Source organism: Streptomyces sp. NBC_00667, assembly GCF_036226825.1.
Taxonomy (GTDB): domain Bacteria; phylum Actinomycetota; class Actinomycetes; order Streptomycetales; family Streptomycetaceae; genus Streptomyces.
In genome coordinates this window covers 5,695,889-5,711,908 of record NZ_CP109022.1, presented here as the reverse complement: position 1 = coordinate 5,711,908, position 16,020 = coordinate 5,695,889, and the positions used below count along the sequence as shown (strand labels likewise).

Annotated in this window: 15 protein-coding genes; 7 read left to right on the top strand and 8 right to left on the bottom strand. The window is 72.3% G+C overall.

Annotated features, from left to right (window positions below; genetic code table 11):
• Positions 1-2 precede the first annotated feature (2 nt).
• Positions 3-695, top strand: a complete 693-nt coding sequence (locus OHA81_RS26120; RefSeq protein WP_329199768.1) for a maltokinase N-terminal cap-like domain-containing protein — start codon at positions 3-5, stop codon at positions 693-695.
• Positions 696-747: 52 nt separating this feature from the next.
• On the opposite strand, the gene OHA81_RS26115 is transcribed toward OHA81_RS26120, so the two are convergent.
• From OHA81_RS26115 to OHA81_RS26090, 6 genes are all read right to left on the bottom strand, one after another.
• Positions 748-2,919: a 3-hydroxyacyl-CoA dehydrogenase NAD-binding domain-containing protein gene (locus OHA81_RS26115; RefSeq protein WP_329199766.1), complete on the bottom strand. Its 2,172-nt coding sequence runs from the start codon at positions 2,917-2,919 to the stop codon at positions 748-750.
• A 44-nt stretch (positions 2,920-2,963) separates the two neighbouring features.
• Positions 2,964-4,178, bottom strand: coding sequence for an acetyl-CoA C-acetyltransferase (locus tag OHA81_RS26110; RefSeq protein WP_329199764.1), 1,215 nt, complete (start codon positions 4,176-4,178; stop codon positions 2,964-2,966).
• A gap of 47 nt (positions 4,179-4,225) precedes the next feature.
• Entirely contained in the window at positions 4,226-5,368 is a 1,143-nt protein-coding gene (locus OHA81_RS26105; RefSeq protein ID WP_329199763.1) for an acyl-CoA dehydrogenase family protein, read from the bottom strand.
• A gap of 9 nt (positions 5,369-5,377) precedes the next feature.
• On the bottom strand, positions 5,378-6,403 hold the full coding sequence (locus tag OHA81_RS26100) for an LLM class F420-dependent oxidoreductase (protein ID WP_329199761.1): 1,026 nt from the start codon (positions 6,401-6,403) through the stop codon (positions 5,378-5,380).
• A complete protein-coding gene (locus OHA81_RS26095) occupies positions 6,403-7,533 on the bottom strand; it encodes a CaiB/BaiF CoA transferase family protein (protein WP_329199759.1) in 1,131 nt (376 codons plus the stop codon). The genes OHA81_RS26100 and OHA81_RS26095 overlap by 1 nt, the downstream gene beginning before the upstream one ends.
• 135 nt (positions 7,534-7,668) lie before the next feature.
• Positions 7,669-8,073 (bottom strand): MmcQ/YjbR family DNA-binding protein, encoded by a 405-nt coding sequence (locus OHA81_RS26090; protein ID WP_329199757.1) that lies wholly within the window; start codon positions 8,071-8,073, stop codon positions 7,669-7,671.
• An 81-nt stretch (positions 8,074-8,154) separates the two neighbouring features.
• Here OHA81_RS26090 and OHA81_RS26085 point away from each other — a divergent pair, with 81 nt between their 5' ends.
• Positions 8,155-9,360: a saccharopine dehydrogenase family protein gene (locus OHA81_RS26085; protein ID WP_329199756.1), complete on the top strand. Its 1,206-nt coding sequence runs from the start codon at positions 8,155-8,157 to the stop codon at positions 9,358-9,360.
• A 49-nt stretch (positions 9,361-9,409) separates the two neighbouring features.
• Here OHA81_RS26085 and OHA81_RS26080 read toward each other — a convergent pair whose 3' ends face one another.
• Entirely contained in the window at positions 9,410-10,096 is a 687-nt protein-coding gene (locus tag OHA81_RS26080) for an endonuclease V (protein ID WP_329199755.1), read from the bottom strand.
• A gap of 25 nt (positions 10,097-10,121) precedes the next feature.
• Between OHA81_RS26080 and OHA81_RS26075 the strand changes: the two genes are divergently transcribed.
• The gene (locus OHA81_RS26075; RefSeq protein ID WP_329199754.1) at positions 10,122-10,424 is read left to right on the top strand and encodes a YciI family protein; all 303 of its coding nucleotides are present in this window, start codon (positions 10,122-10,124) and stop codon (positions 10,422-10,424) included.
• 222 nt (positions 10,425-10,646) lie between these two features.
• Here the strand turns inward: OHA81_RS26075 and OHA81_RS26070 are convergent, their stop codons facing one another.
• Positions 10,647-11,741: a WD40/YVTN/BNR-like repeat-containing protein gene (locus OHA81_RS26070; protein WP_329199751.1), complete on the bottom strand. Its 1,095-nt coding sequence runs from the start codon at positions 11,739-11,741 to the stop codon at positions 10,647-10,649.
• 74 nt (positions 11,742-11,815) lie between these two features.
• On the opposite strand from OHA81_RS26070, the gene OHA81_RS26065 reads away from it, so the two are divergent.
• From OHA81_RS26065 to OHA81_RS26050, 4 genes are all read left to right on the top strand, one after another.
• The gene (locus OHA81_RS26065; protein WP_329199749.1) at positions 11,816-12,256 is read left to right on the top strand and encodes a (4Fe-4S)-binding protein; all 441 of its coding nucleotides are present in this window, start codon (positions 11,816-11,818) and stop codon (positions 12,254-12,256) included.
• A gap of 177 nt (positions 12,257-12,433) precedes the next feature.
• Complete coding sequence (locus tag OHA81_RS26060) at positions 12,434-12,850, top strand: SsgA family sporulation/cell division regulator (protein ID WP_329199747.1); 417 nt, start codon at positions 12,434-12,436, stop codon at positions 12,848-12,850.
• A gap of 204 nt (positions 12,851-13,054) precedes the next feature.
• The gene (locus OHA81_RS26055; protein ID WP_329199745.1) at positions 13,055-14,707 is read left to right on the top strand and encodes an ABC-F family ATP-binding cassette domain-containing protein; all 1,653 of its coding nucleotides are present in this window, start codon (positions 13,055-13,057) and stop codon (positions 14,705-14,707) included.
• 263 nt (positions 14,708-14,970) lie between these two features.
• Positions 14,971-15,942, top strand: coding sequence for an acyl-ACP desaturase (locus tag OHA81_RS26050; protein ID WP_329199743.1), 972 nt, complete (start codon positions 14,971-14,973; stop codon positions 15,940-15,942).
• Positions 15,943-16,020: the final 78 nt, after the last annotated feature.

Sequence of the window (16,020 nt, the reverse complement as noted above, 5' to 3'; positions counted from 1 at the left end):
GTATGGCGATCATTCACGAGACCACGATGACACCGGGCAAGATGGAGCTGCTCGCGGACTGGCTCCCGGCGCAGCCCTGGTACCTGCCCACCGGGCGCGCCCCCGGGCCGGCCCGTGCGGGTGGCTTCCGGCTCGACGACCCCCAGGGCGAGGTGGGTCTCGAATTCATGGTGCTCAGCGAGGAATCGGACGACGGGCCGGTCGCCTACCACGTCCCGCTCACCTATCGCGGGGCGCCGCTCGAGGGCGCCGAGTCGGCTCTCATAGGCACCTCGGAGCACGGTGTCCTCGGCCGGCGCTGGGTCTACGACGGCACCCGCGACCCGGTTCTGGTCGGACAGTTGCTGTCGCTGCTGCAGGGCCGGGCCGCGGCCCAGGCCCAGGGACTGTCGGACACGCGGGACCCGTCGGTCGTCACCGAGTTCGACGGGCGGACGCTGCCGGTCCCCCTCCTGCCCCCGCTGCGGCCGCAGGCCGAGCACACCGGGCGGGACACGGAGATCGCCCTGGGCGACGGTCCCAGGCTCGCCGTGTCGCGCGTACTGCGGCCGCTGGACCCGGCCGGTGCCCCGCACGGCGCCGTCGGCCGGGTCACGGCCGGCTGGAGCACCCCGGACGGGACCGGGCACCGCGGGGTCTTCGCAGCCCTGTACGCGGGTCGGGCCGGCTCGGAGGGATCCGCGCCGGCCCGTTGAGGCGCGTCGGGCTCCGGGCTCCGGGGGCGTGCCCCGGAGCCCGGCCCCGCGGTCAGTCGGTGTACGTCTCGCCGCGTTCCGCCTTGGCCACCAGCGAGGCCGGCGGGGTGAACCGCTCGCCGTACTGGGCGGCCAGCTCGCGCGCGCGGGCGACGAAGCCCGCCGGGCCGCCCTCGTAGCCGTTGATGTACTGGATCACGCCGCCGGTCCAGGCCGGGAAGCCGATGCCCATGATCGAGCCGATGTTGGCGTCGGCGACGGAGGTCAGCACGCCCTCGTCGAGGCAGCGGACGGTGTCCAGGGCCTCGGAGAAGAGCATCCGCTCCTTCATGTCCTCGAAGGGGATCTCGGCGTCGGGCTTGGCGAAGTGCTCGCGCAGTCCCGGCCAGATGCGGGTCCGCTTGCCCGCCTCGTCGTACTCGTAGAACCCCGCGCCGCCGCTGCGGCCGGGGCGGCCGAAGTCGTCCACCATCCGGTCGATGACCGCGTCCGCCGGGTGCTCGGTCCACGCGCGGCCTTCGGCCTCGAAGGCCTTGCGGGTCTCGTTGCGGATCTTGCGCGGCAGGGTCAGGGTCAGCTCGTCCATCAGGGACAGGACCTTCGCCGGGTAACCGGCCTGCGCCGCGGCCTGTTCGACCGAGGCGGGCTCGATGCCCTCGCCGACCATGGCGACGCCCTCGTTGATGAACTGGCCGATGACCCGCGAGGTGAAGAAGCCGCGCGAGTCGTTGACCACGATCGGGGTCTTGTTGATCTGGCGGACGAGGTCGAAGGCGCGGGCGATCGCCTCGTCCCCGGTGCGCCCGCCCTTGATGATCTCCACGAGCGGCATCTTGTCGACGGGCGAGAAGAAGTGCAGCCCGATGAAGTCGGCGGGCCGCTTCACACCCTCGGCGAGCCCGGTGATGGGCAGGGTCGAGGTGTTGGAGCAGAGCAGGGCGTCGGGGGCGATGACGTCCTGGACCTCCTGGAACACCTTGTGCTTGAGGGCGGTGTCCTCGAAGACGGCCTCGATGACGGCGTCACAGCCCGCCAGGTCGGCGGCGTCGGCGGTGGGCGTGATCCGGGCGAGCAGTTCGGTGCGCTGCGCCTCGGTGGTACGGCCGCGCGCGAGCGCCTTGTCGAGCAGCTTCTCGGAGTACGCCTTGCCCTTCGCCGCGGCCTCGGGCGTGACGTCCTTGAGCACGACCTCGATGCCCGCGCGGGCGCAGGAGTAGGCGATGCCCGCACCCATCATCCCGGCGCCGAGGACCGCGACCTTGCGCACCTGGCGGGGCGCGACGCCCCGGGGGCGGCTGCGGCCGGCGTTGACGGCCTGGAGGTCGAAGAAGAACGCCTGCATCATGTTCTTGGCGGTCTGGCCGGTGACCAGCTCGGTGAAGTACCGGGCCTCGATGGTCAGCGCGGTCTCGAAGTCGACCTGCGAGCCCTCCACCGCGCAGGCGAGGATGTTGCGCGGCGCCGGGTACGGGGCCCCGTTCAGCTGCTTCTTGAGGTTCGCGGGGAACGCCGGGAGGTTGGCGGCGAACCGCGGGTTGGACGGCGTACCGCCCGGGATCTTGTAGCCGGGGACGTCCCACGGCTGCTTCGACTCCGGGTTGGCGTCGATGAAGGCGCGGGCCTTGGCCAGCATCTCCTCGGGGGTGGCCGCCAGTTCGTGGACCAGGCCGTTGTCCAGGGCCCGCTGCGGGTTGTACTGGGTGCCCTGGAGCAGGACCTTGAGCAGCGCGTCCGCGATGCCCATCAGGCGCACGGTGCGGGTCACGCCGCCGCCGGCCGGGAGCAGGCCGAGCGTGACCTCGGGCAGGCCGATCTTGGAGCCCGGCGCGTCGAGGGCGATCCGGTGGTGGGAGGCGAGGCAGATCTCGTAACCGCCGCCGAGGGCCGCGCCGTTGATCGCGGCGACGACGGGCTTGCCCAGGGTCTCGATGCGGCGCAGCGAGCGCTTGATCGCGTTCCCGGTCTCGAAGGCCAGGGCCGCGTCCTCGGGGCGCAGCCGGATCATGTCCTTGAGGTCGCCGCCGGCGAAGAAGGTCTTCTTGGCGGAGGTGTAGATGATGCCGCGGATGGAGTCCTTCTCGGCCTCCGCGCGGTCGGCGATCGCCGCGATGGAGTCCTTGAAGGCCTGGTTCATCGTGTTGGCGGACTGGCCGGGGTCGTCCAGGACGAGGGTGACGACGCCGGTCTCGTCCTGTTCCCAGCGGATCGTGGTGGACTCGCTCATGTTCGCTACTTCCGTGTCGGAGGGTTCGGTGGTCACAGGACGATTCAGAGACGCTCGACGATGGTCGCGACGCCCATGCCGCCGCCGACGCAGAGGGTGACGAGCCCGTAGCGCTTGTCCTGGCGCTCCAGTTCGTCGATGACGGTGCCGAGGATCATCGCGCCGGTGGCGCCGAGCGGGTGGCCGAGCGCGATGGCGCCGCCGTTGACGTTGACCTTGTCGAGGGACAGCCCCATGTCCTTGACGAAGCGGAGCACGACGCCCGCGAACGCCTCGTTGATCTCGACGAGGTCGATGTCGTCGATGGTCAGGCCGGCCTTGGCGAGGGCCTTGCGGGTGGCCGGGGCCGGTCCGGTGAGCATGATGGTGGGCTCGGAGCCGGAGACGGCGGCCGAGACGATCCGGGCGCGCGGCGTCAGGCCGCTGCGCTCCCCCGCCTCGCGCGAGCCGATGGCGACGAGCGAGGCGCCGTCGACGATGCCGGAGGAGTTGCCCGCGTGGTGGACGTGGTCGATCTTCTCGATCCAGTGGTACTTCTGGAGCGCGACGGCGTCGAAGCCGCCGAGGTCGCCGATGTCGGCGAAGGACGGCTTGAGCTTGGCAAGGGTGTCGGCGGTGGTGCCCGGGCGGATGAACTCGTCGTGGTCCAGGACCACCAGGCCGTTGCGGTCGGTGACGGGGACGACGGACTTCGCGAAGCGGCCGTCCTTGACGGCGTTCGCGGCACGCTCCTGGGACAGGGCCGCGTACTCGTCCACGTCGCGCCGCGAGAATCCCTCGATCGTGGCGATCAGGTCGGCGCCGATGCCCTGCGGGACGAACCCGGTGTCCCAGTTGGTCATCGGGTCGGCGAACCAGGCGCCGCCGTCGGAGGCCATCGGCACCCGCGACATGGACTCGACGCCGCCCGCGAGGACGAGGTCCTCCCAGCCGGAGCGGACCTTCGCGGCGGCCATGTTGACGGCTTCCAGGCCGGAGGCACAGAAGCGGTTCTCCTGGACTCCGGCCACCGTGTCCGGCAGGCCGGCGGCGATCGCCGCGATGCGGGCGATGTCGGAGCCCTGGTCGCCGACGGGGCCGACGACACCGAGCACGATGTCGTCGATGGCGGCCGGGTCGAGACCCTCGTTGCGCTCGCGCAGGGCGTGGATGAGGCCGACGACCAGGTCGATCGGCTTCGTGCCGTGCAGGGCGCCGTTGGCCTTGCCGCGGCCGCGCGGCGTGCGGATCGCGTCGTATACGTACGCTTCGGTGCTCACTGGGTCAAGCCTTTCGGGGAGGTCTTGGGTTAGGTCCTGTCCGGGACCTAGCCGAGGAGGGAGCGGCCGATGATCTCTTTCATGATCTCGGTCGTGCCGCCGTAGATGGTCTGGATGCGGCCGTCGGTGAAGGCCCGCGCGACCCGGTACTCGCTCATGTACCCGTAGCCGCCGTGCAGCTGCAGGCAGCGGTCCGCGACCCGCTTCTGGAGCTCGGTGGCCCACCACTTGGCCATCGAGGCGTGGACGTGGTCCAGCTCGCCGTTCGAGTGGTCCACGATGCACCGGTCCAGGAACGCCCGCGTGACGGCGCACTCGGTCGCCATCTCCGCTATCTCGAACCGGATGTGCTGGAGCTTGGAGAGCGGCCGGCCGAAGGCCTCGCGCTCCTTCACGTACGTGGTCGTGATCTCCAGCAGGTGCTCGGCGGCGGCGATGGCCGCCATCGCGATGCCCAGCCGCTCCTGGGCCAGGTTGGTCATCAGGTGGAGGAAGGCGCCGTTCGGTTCGCCGAGCAGGTTCTCCTTCGGGACCCGTACGTCGTGGAAGAACAACTCGGCGGTGTCCTGCGCCTTCTGGCCGATCTTCTCCAGGTTGCGGCCGCGCTCGAAGCCCTCCGCCCCGCGCTCGACGACCAGCAGGGACAGGCCGTGCGCCCCGCCCTCGGGGGTCGTCTTCGCGACCACGATCACCAGGTCGGCCAGGATGCCGTTGGAGATGAAGGTCTTGGAGCCGTTGAGCAGCCAGTGGTCGCCCCGGTCCTCGGCGCTCGTGCGGATCCCCTGGAGGTCCGAGCCGGCCCCGGGCTCCGTCATCGCGATCGCCGTGATGGTCTCGCCGGAGCAGAAGCCCGGGAGCCAGCGGCGCCTTTGTTCCTCGGTGGCCAGGGAGGTGAGGTACGGCCCGATGATGTCGTTGTGCAGACCGATCGCGAGCCCCGGCGCGCCCGCCCGGGTGAACTCCTCGGCGATAACGGCGGCGTAGCGGAAGTCGGTGTTCCCTCCGCCTCCGTACTCCTCGGGTACGGCGAGCCCCAGCAGGCCCTGCCGGCCGGCGGCGCGCCAGGCGTCGCGGCTGACGATGCCGTCCTGCTCCCACTGCTCGTAGTGCGGCAGCACCTCTTTGGCGAGGAAGGTGCGTACGGTCTCGCGGAACGCCTCGTGGTCGGCGTCGAAGATGCGGCGTTGCATCGGGGCCCCCTAGAGCCAGCTCTTGACGGTTTCGATCAGCCGGGCCGGCTCGGGGCCGACGGGCGTGACGTTGAGCATGGTGACGCCCGCGCTGCGGAACGCCTCGACGCGCTCGCGGACGTAGCCGGCGGGTCCGCACAGCGTCATGAGTTCGCAGAACTCGTCCGGGACGGCGGCCGCCGCGTCGCGCTTGCGGCCGCTGAGGTAGAGCTCCTGGATCTTCCGGGCCTCCTCCTCGTAGCCGTACGCGACGGCGAGGTCGTTGTAGAAGTTCTTGCCGGCCGCGCCCATGCCGCCGACGTACAGGGCGATCTGCGGGCGCGCGAGGTCCCGGACGGCGGCCGCGTCCTCACCGATCGCGAGGAGGCCGCCCGCGACGACCTGGAGCGGGCCGAGCCCGGGGTCCCGGCGGGCGGCGCCCTCGGCGAGCGGGCCGCCCCACACGGCGTCCGCCTTCTCCGGCAGGAAGAGGGTGGGCAGCCAGCCGTCGGCGATCTCCGCGGTCATCGCCACGTTCGCCGGGCCGAGCGAGGCGACGTAGACCGGGACGGCCGGGCGCACGGGCCGGGTCAGCATCTTCAGGGGCTTGCCGAGCCGGCCGCCCTTCTCGGGCGGCAGGGGCATGTCGGTGATGCCGTGGTGCTCGATGGTCTCGCGGCGCCAGATCCGGCGGCACAGCTCGACCGTCTCGCGGGTGCGGCCGATGGGCTTGTCGTACGGTTTGCCGTGCCAGCCCTCGACCACTTGGGGGCCGGACGCGCCGAGGCCGAGCATGGCCCGGCCGCCGGACATCGCGTCGAGGCCGGCGGCGGTCTGGGCGATGAGGGCGGGAGTGCGCGAGTAGACGTTCAAGATGGCGGAGCCGATCCGCATGCGCTCGGTGCGGGCCGCCAGGTAACCCATGATCGTCGGGGAGTCGAAGCCCCAGGCCTCGGCGACCCACACCGCGTCGAGCCCGGCCGCCTCCAGCGCGGCCGCCTCGTCCGCGGCCCGGCGCGGATCGCCCGAGTAGTCGAGCATCATGGACAGTTCCATCAGGCGCCCTTCTCCAGCAGGTTCGGCACGTCCCAGTCCCGCGCCACGGATCCGGTGTCCGCCCCCGGCTGCGCGGGGCCGCGCGTGACGGTGGCCGGGGTCGCGGAGAAGCGGGGCGCGGGGGCGGGCTGGGTGATCCCGCCGAAGTCGGTGAAGGTGCCCCGGGCCGCGAGGTGCGGGTGGTGCGGTGCCTCGCCCAGGGACAGCACGGGCGCCACGCAGGCGTCCGAGCCTTCGAAGACGGCCGTCCACTCGGCCCGGGTACGGGACTTGAAGCGGGCGGCGACGGCCTCGCGCAGCTCGTCCCAGCGGGCGGGGTCCTTGCGGGCGGGAGCCTGCTCCGCGATGCCGAGAAGCTCCACGAAGGTGTCGTAGAACTGCTGCTCCAGTGCCCCGACCGCCATGTACCCGCCGTCGGAGGTCTCGTAGGTCCCGTAGAAGGGGCAGCCGCCGTCGAGCAGGTTGGCGCCGCGCCGGTCCTGCCAGCCGCCGGCCGCCATCATGCCGTGGATCATGGCGGTGAGGTGGGCCGTCCCGTCGACGATGGCGGCGTCCACGACCTGGCCGGTCCCTTCGGGGGTGCGGGCGTGCCGGAGGGCGGCGAGGACGCCGATGACGAGGTAGAGCGATCCGCCGGCGTAGTCGCCGACGAGGTTGGCGGGGACGGCCGGGGGCTCGCCCGGGCTGCCGATCATCCCGAGGGCGCCGGTGACGGCGATGTACGCGATGTCGTGCCCGGCGGTGTGGGCGAGCGGGCCGTCCTGGCCCCAGCCGGTCATCCGGCCGTAGACGAGCTTCGGGTTGCGGGCGTGGCAGTCGGCCGGGCCGACGCCGAGCCGCTCGGCCACCCCGGGGCGGAACCCCTCGATCAGTACGTCGGCCCGTTCCACGAGCTCCAGTACCCGGCCCGGGCCCTCGGGGGCTTTCAGGTCGACCAGGACGGAGCGCTTGTTGCGGTTGGTCACGTCGTACGCCGGATCGACGGCGAGTCCGCCGCCCCCGGGGCGGTCCACGCGGACCACGTCCGCGCCGAGGTCGGCGAGGAGCATCGCCGCGAACGGGCCCGGGCCGATCCCGGCCAGTTCGACGACGCGTACTCCGGCGAGCGGGCCGGTACCGGACACTGCCATCGAGCCCCCAGCGTTTCCCCGTGCGAGTCGGGTGGGTGTGTGAACGGGTGAGTGGTAAGCGGGTGAGTGTGTGACACAACTGATGTCACACCAGTGATGCTAGGAACGTGTTCCACTCAGCACAAGAGCGGGCGCTTAGCCATCTGCCCGGATCCGCGCGTCGAGTTCCTTGATGTGGCGTTTGAGCGCGACGGTGCGGTAGCTCTCCTCGACCCACTCGCACAGCACCTCCGCCGGGGGCGCCCCCGTCCCGCCCAGAGACAGGGTGACCCACCCGGCCCGGCCGAGGCCGTACCCCGTGGGCTCGGCGCCGGGAAAGGTCATCGCGTGGCCGTGCAGCGCCTCGTCCTTGAGCTTCACCGAGAGGCCGGGCGGCTGCGGGCCGTCGGTATTGCCCAGAAAGACGAAGATCTTCTTGTTGACCTTTACCACGCAGTCCTCGGGCCCCCAGGGGAACTCCTCGACTGCCTCGGGCAGCCCCAGGGCGAACTCGCGCACCTGCTGCCACTTGCGCACCGCACCTTTCACCGACGCCTCCACTTACCGCAGGTCACACCTGCTCGTACGGACAGTCGACCCTCACGCTAGCCTCAGCCACCGACACCAGCTGGGAGGAGCGTCATGAACGACCGGGTTCACCGCACAGAACGGCAACGCGCCTACGACCTCGTGCTTTTCGGCGCGACCGGATTCGTGGGCACCCTGACCGCCGAGTACCTCGCCGCCCGCGCCCCGGCCGGCTGCCGGTGGGCCCTCGCGGGCCGGGACCTCGGCAAGCTGGAGCGGCTGCGCGAACGCCTCGCCGCCCTGGAACCGGCGTGCGCGACCCTGCCGCTGGTCCGCGCGGACGCCTCCGACGCACGGGCCGTACGGGAACTGGCCGCCTCCACGCGGGTGCTGGCCACGACCGTCGGGCCCTACATCTGGTACGGCGCGGAACTGGTCGCGGCGTGCGCGGAGGCGGGCACCGACTACGTGGACCTGACCGGCGAGCCGGAGTTCATCGACCGGATGTACGTCGCCCACGACGCGCGGGCCCGGGAAACCGGCGCGCGGCTGGTGCACGCCTGCGGGTTCGACTCGATCCCGGCCGACCTCGGGACGTACTTCACGGTGAACCGGCTGCCGTCCGGGGTGCCGCTGCGGGTCGACGGTTTCATGCGCTCCAACGCCCTGCTCTCCGGCGGGACCCTGGCCTCCGGCCTCACCGCGATGAGCCGGGGTCCGCAGACCCTGGCCGCCGCCCGGGAGCGCCGGCTGTACGAGCCCCGGCTGCCGGGCCGCCGCGTACGGGGCTCCGGGGGCGCGCCGCGGTTCAGCCGCGAGACCGGCGCGTGGGCGCTGCCGCTGCCGACGCTCGACCCGCGCGTCGTGGCCCGCTCGGCCACCGCCCTGGAGCGGTACGGCCCGGACTTCCGTTACCGGCACTACGCGGCGGTGGAGCACCTGCCGGTCGCGGTGGGTGCCACGGCGGCGGTGGGGGCGACGCTGGCGCTGGCCCAGGTACCCGCCGCCCGGCGGTGGTTGATGAGCCGCTGGGAACCGGGCCGGGGCCCGGACGCGCAGCGGCGCGCGCGCAGCTGGTTCACCGTCCGTTTCGTGGGGACGGGTGGGGGACGGCGGATCTTCACGGAGGTCTCGGGCGGCGACCCCGGCTACGGCGAGACGGCGAAGATGCTGGCCGAGTCGGCCCTGTGCCTGGCCTACGACGCCCTCCCGGAAACCTCCGGCCAGCTCACCACGGCGGTGGCCATGGGCGACGCCCTGCTGGACCGCCTCCAGAAGGCCGGCATCCGCTTCCGCGTGGCGGCCGAAACGGCGGGCTGAGACCGACGGGGGCCCACCCGGGACCGGGCCGGACTCCTCCCCACCACCGCTACCCGGTCCGCGTGGCCTCGCGCAGGGCGCGCCGGCACAGGGAGTCGGCGCGGCGGGTGGTCTCGGGGAGGCGGTAGTGGGGGCTGAGGGCGAGGGTGTGGGCGCAGGCGTTGTCGAGCGAGACGCGGTGACCGACGGAGACGTAGACCGGCTTGATCCCGTCCTGGGTGCGCAGGGCCCGCCCCACGACGGCGCCGTCGGCCGCGAGGAGCGGGGCCGCGTCGCCCCGCCGGGCGCCGGGTTCCTCGTAGGTGAAGGTGAACGGGTTCTTCGCCACGCCGATGCTCGGCAGCCCGGTCACCACCCCCAGGTGGCAGGCGAGGCCGAAGCCGCGCGGGTGGGCGAGCCCGTAGCCGTCGCAGACGACGAGGCCCGGCGTGACGGTCAGGGCGTCGAGTGCCGCCAGCACGGTGGGCAGTTCGCGGAAGGCGAGCAGTCCCGGTACGTAGGGGAAGCTGACGCGCCCGACCGCGGTGCGCTCCTCGACCACTTCCAAGGTGGCCGCGTCGAGGACCACGGCCGCGGCGGCGACCAGGTCGCGTTCGTCGTCGTAGGCGACGTCCACTCCGGCGACGAGCCCCGCACCCGGAGGCGGCCCGGGCTCGTCCAGCACCAGGCCGCGGCGCAGTTCGTCCTGTATCGCTCGTGCTTCGGTCTCGTCGGCAGGGGTCTTGGAGGTCGTCATGAGGTGCGAGAGTAGCCTGGCGATCATGTTCATCATGGAGCTCACCTACACAGCGCCGCTCGAAGCCGTCGACGCACAGATGGACGCCCACATCGCGTGGCTGGACCGCTACTACGCGTCCGGCGTCTTCCTCGCCTCGGGGCGCAAGGTGCCGCGCGAGGGCGGCGTGATCCTGGCCGGCGGCATCTCCCGCTCGGAGGCGGAGGAGATCACCGCCGGGGACCCGTTCGTCGTGGCCGGCGTCTGCTCCTACCGCATCACCGAGTTCGTGGCCACGAAGACCTCGGCGGAGCTCGCCGCCGTGCGGGAGGAACTCCCGGCGGTCTGAGCGGCCGACGCTCCCGCCCGCGGCCGGGCTCCGCATCACGGGCGGGGCCCGCCCCGCTCGCCGGGCGCGCCGTTGCGGGGCCGCTACCGGCGGCTCCGGCCGCCGGCAGGCCGCCCCGGGTGCGCGACCCGCTCTCCAGGCGTCGCAAGAGCACCGCGACGGTCGGAACGGGCCCGCGGGGAAGCGGATCTCCTCACGGCAGGCGCGCCGGCCGGCTGCGTTTCAACGCCGCTCCAGCCTGCCCACCCGCCCCTTCTCCCCCGCCGCCCAGCAGCCGCCGTCGGGCGAGCAGTCGACGGTGTCGTACGAGCCCGCGTCCAGCGCCCGCCAGGTCCGGCCCCCGTCCGGCGTCACGTCCGTGCCGGTCGGGCCCACGGCCAGCGCGGTACCACGGGAGTGCGGGTACCAGGCCGCGCCGGACCGGTAGGCGGGCGGCGGCGCCTCGGAGGCGCGCCAGGTGCGTCCCCCGTCCGAGGACACGGCCGCGGCCAGCGGGGAGGCCTGGTCGGCGCGGTAGTCGCCGCCGACCGCGAGGCCCGTCGTACGGTCGCGGAAGGCGAGCGCGAAAACGCCCTTGGCCGGGTCCCCCGCCGGAACGGGCGATGCGGTGGCGCTCCAGGTACGGCCGCGGTCCCCCGACCGCAACACCCGGGAGACCGCGCCCCCTCCGGTGGCGATCAGGACGTCCCGCGGTCCGGCGGCGACCAGGCACTGTCCGCTCGCGGCGAAGCCCGCCTCGCCCGGCAACGCCTCCGGCATCGCGGCGGCCGGCAGCACCTGCCAGCTCCGCCCGCCGTCGTCGGTGGCCAGGAGCCTGAACCGGCCGTCCACCGGGTCGCTCAGCGCGAGCCCGTGGCGGGCGTCGAAGAAGGTCAGGCAGTCGTAGAAGGCCCGTGGGTCGGTGTTGCGGAAGCTTTCGGTCCATGTCGCGCCGCCGTCCTCGGTCCGCAGGACACGCGAGGCCTCGCCCTCCCCGATGGACAGCGCGACCGCCCGGCGCTCGTCGAAGGCCTCGATGTCGCGCAGTTCCAGCCCCTGGGCGACCGCTTCCGGCGGCGAGACGTCGCGCCAGCTGCGCCCCCCGTCCGCGGTGCGCAGCACCGTCCCCTTGGAGCCGGCCACCCAGGCCGCGGAGCGGCTGACCGCCGCGAGCCCGCGGAAGCGGACGGTGTCCTTGCCCGTGGCCTTGAGCACCCAGCCCGCCCCGCGCAGGTCGTGCGGGCCGTCACCCGGACCACCCGTGTCCGCCTGCGCGGACACGGCCGGGGCCGCCACCGCCAGCGCCACCAGGCACACCCCAACTCCCAGAAGTCTCATGGCGCGGGAAGCTAACGCACGCCGGATTTCCCGTCCAGGGTGCGTCGGGGGGCCCGGGTTCCTAGGCTGGCGGCATGCCTCCCGAGGACCCGCATCCGCAGCACACGGCGCAGGACCCGAAGCCCTACGCGGGCAAGCACATCACCGTCACCTACGGGACCGGCCGCTGTCTGCACGCCGCCGAGTGCGTCGGCGGGCTGCCCGAGGTCTTCGACTCCGGGCAGCGCCCCTGGGTGCGGCCCGACGGGGCCGAGCCGGAGCGGGTGGCGGAGGTGATCCGCCGCTGCCCCTCGGGGGCGCTCCAGTACCGGCTCACCGAGGGGCCGGCCGAGGAACCGGACCGGCCGACGAGCGTCGTACGGTCGTCGGCGGGCCAGTTGGTCCTGCGCGGCGAACTGGTGGTGACCGGGCCGGACGGCACCGTCCGACAGGAGACCAGGGTGATGCTTTGCGCCTGTGGGATGAGCGGTAATCAGCCGTACTGCGACCACTCGGGGCCCTGTGGCCACGACTGAACACCTTGCCGCGCCGACCCCGTTCGGTCACCCTGTGCGATCGGACGGTCGCGATCAAGCCAATCGGTGACACAGCTCACTCGAATGCGCCTGCACGGATTTGCCCTTTCGGGCGTCTATCCGGTTGCCGGTGCCCACCCCAAGCCCGGCGAGAGATCCGCCGCAAGGGAGCGAGCCTTGATCACTGTCATCGAGCAGGCCGTGCAGGCCCGACTGGTCGCCACCGCGCCGAAGGTCGAGACCGTGCCCGTCACGCTGTGCTACGACCGCTCGGATCCCTTCGCCGTCCGCATGGCGTTCCCCGGCCCCGCGACGCTGGAGGGCGTCGAGGTCTCCTGGACCTTCGCGCGCGAGCTGCTGGAGGCGGGACTGCGCCGCCCCGCCGGCTCGGGTGACGTGCGCGTGCGCCCGTACGACGGCGAGCGGACCAGCATCGAGTTCCACGCGCCCGAGGGCGTCGCGATCGTGCTCATGGGGACCCGCGACCTGCACCGGTTCCTGGAGCGGGCCGCGACGGTCACACCGCCGGGGCTGGAGCACCTCTACCTCGACCTGGACCACGGCCTGGCCGAGCTGATGCGCGGCCCCCGCTGAGCGCGCTCCGGCCGGCTGCCCCCGCGGGTAAATGCGTTGCGGGCGGCTCCGGGCGCCCGTAGCTTCGTAGGCGACCCATTGCCGTCGAAACGGAGTAGGACATTGCTCTTCTGAGGTTCGAGACACCGACCACGACCACCCTTCACCACCCGTCGGCTGTCTCCCCACGTTGCTCGCACCACTTCACGCAACCTGGAGGCCTCCATGAGTCTTGCTCCCACCTTCGTCACCTGCTCCGCCCTCTCCTTCGACTGGCCCGACGGAACTCCCGTCCTCGATGACTTCCACCTGGCCGTCGGCCCGGGCCGGACCGGCCTGATCGGCCTCAACGGGTCCGGCAAGTCGACCCTGTTGAAGCTGATCGCGGGCGAACTGACCCCGTCCGGCGGACAGGTCTCCGTCGCCGGGACGATCGGCTACCTCTCCCAGAACCTCATCCTCGACACCGCCCTGCGCGTGGACGAGGCGCTCGGCATCCGCACCACCCGCGCCGCCCTGCACGCCATCGAGGCGGGCGAGGCCACCGAGGCCAACTTCGCCGCGGTGGGCGACGACTGGGACGTGGAAGAACGGGCGCTGGCCACGCTCGACTCGCTCGGCCTCGCCCGGATCGGCCTGGACCGCACGGTCGGTGAGCTGTCGGGCGGCGAGTGCGTACTGCTGCGGCTGGCGGCCCTGCTGATCGCCCGCCCGGACGTCCTGCTCCTGGACGAACCCACCAACAACCTGGACCTGCGGGCCCGGCGGCGGCTCTACGCTGCCGTCCAGTCCTGGTCCGGCGTGCTGGTGGTGGTCAGCCACGACCGCGAGCTGCTGGAACGGGTCGACCAGATCGCCGACCTGCGCGACGGCGAAGTCCGCTGGTACGGAGGGAACTTCACCGACTACGAGGAGGTGCTCGCCGCCGAACAGGAGGCGGCCGAACGGATGGTCCGGGTCGCGGAGGCCGACGTACAGCGGCAGAAGCGCGAACTCGCCGACGCCCAGGTGAAACTGGCCCGGCGCAAGCGCTACGGCCAGAAGATGTGGGACAGCAAGCGCGAGCCGAAGATCGTGATGGGTGCCCGCAAGCGCGCCGCCCAGGAGTCGGCCGGCAAGCACCGCATCATGCACACCGAGAAACTGGCGGATGCCCGCGAGCGGCTCGACCAGGCGGTGGAGGCGGTGCGCGACGATGACGAGATCCGCATCGAGCTGCCCGCGACCCGGGTTCCGCCGGGGCGGCGGGTCCTGACCTTCGGTGACCTGCGCCCGGCCCACGGGCCCGTGATCGCGGGTGAGTGGGAACTGCGCGGGCCGGAGCGGATCGCCCTGGTCGGCGGCAACGGTTCGGGGAAGACGACCCTGCTGCGGACGGTCGCCGGCCTGCTCGCCCCGGTATCGGGTGAGGTGTCGGCGCACGTGCCGACCCGGTTCCTGCCGCAGCGGCTGGACGCCGACGTACTGGACGACGACCGCTCGGTCGTGGAGAACGTGGCCCGGTTCGCCCCGCACGCCACGAACAACGTGATCCGGGCGCGGCTCGCGCACTTCCTGTTCCGGGGTGCCCGGGCGGACCGGCCGGCCGGAACGCTGTCGGGCGGCGAACGGTTCCGGGCGGCACTTGCGGCGCTGCTGCTGGCGGAGCCCGCGCCGCAGCTGCTGATGCTGGACGAACCGACGAACAACCTGGACCTGGCGAGCGTGCGGCAGCTGACCGGCGCCCTGGAGTCGTACGAGGGGGCGCTGCTGGTGGCCAGCCACGACGTGCCGTTCCTGGAGTCGCTGGGCATCACGCGCTGGCTGCTGCTGGACGGCGGGGCGGGGCTCCGGCCGACGACGGCCGAGGAGGTCCGCGAGTCGCTCTGGCTCGGCTGAGCAGGAGCGGTCGGGGGGCCGGCGCGGCCGGCCCCCCGGCGCCGCGGGCGTCAAGACGGGGGCGGGGACCACCCGCGTGCGTGATTTCGGTTCCGATTTGCCCGTCCGCACGCCCTCCCACAGAGCCTCAAACTGCACAGATAACCGGACGTAACCACCCATAGAGAGGGGTGGGGCTTGGCTGGTCCTTGATGCCGTGCTTAACCTACGACTCCGTAGGCTACGGAACCGTAGGTAATTCGCTTGTTCCCCCTGGAGTACCCGTGACGATCACCTCCCCCCACCTCGGCAGCTCGGAGGCGTGGACCGACGCCAAGTTGCTGTTTGCGCTGGAAGAGGTGGTCGAAAAGGAACTCAACCGCCATCTGCAGGTCACCAAGGACTGGATGCCCCACGAGTACGTCCCGTGGAGCGACGGCCGGAACTTCCCGGGCTTCTTCGAGGACGGCGAAGCCTGGGACCCGCAGCAGTCCAAGGTCACCGACATCGGCAAGATCGCCCTCGTCGTCAACCTGCTGACCGAGGACAACCTGCCCAGCTACCACCACGAGATCGCCTCGCTCTTCGGGCGCAACGGCGCCTGGGGCACCTGGGTGCACCGCTGGACCGCCGAGGAGGGCCGTCACGGCATCGTGATGCGCGACTACCTCCTGGCCTCGCGCGCCGTGGACCCGGACAAGCTGGAAGCGTTCCGGATGCAGCACATGTCGGAGGGCTTCGAGTCCGACAACCGGCACTCGATGCTGCACTCGGTGGCCTACGTGGCCTTCCAGGAGCTCGCGACCCGCATCTCGCACCGCAACACCGGCCACCAGTCCGGTGACCCGGTCTGCGACCGGATGCTGGCCCGCATCGCGCAGGACGAGAACCTGCACATGATCTTCTACCGGAACCTGCTGGGCGCCGCCTTCGAGCTGGCCCCGGACCTGACGATGCAGGCCGTGCGGGACGTGGTGGTCAACTTCCGGATGCCCGGGCACGGCATGCCGGGCTTCGAGCGGATGGCCGCACAGATGGCGATCGGCGGGGTGTACAACCTGCGGATCCACCACGACGACGTACTGAGCCCGGTGATCCGGTTCTTGAAGATCATGGACATCGACGGTCTCGGCCCCGAGGGGCAGCAGGCCCAGGAGGAGCTCGGCGCGTTCATGGGCGGCCTGGACTCCGAGGCCCGCAAGTTCGACGAGCGGCTGGCCGCCCGCGCGGCGCGGCTCGCGGCGCGCAAGGGCTGACCTGGGCTGGGCAGGGCACAGCTGAGCTGAGCCACGACGCCCACACGGCAGGGCCGCGTTCCGCGTGCCCTGCCGGGG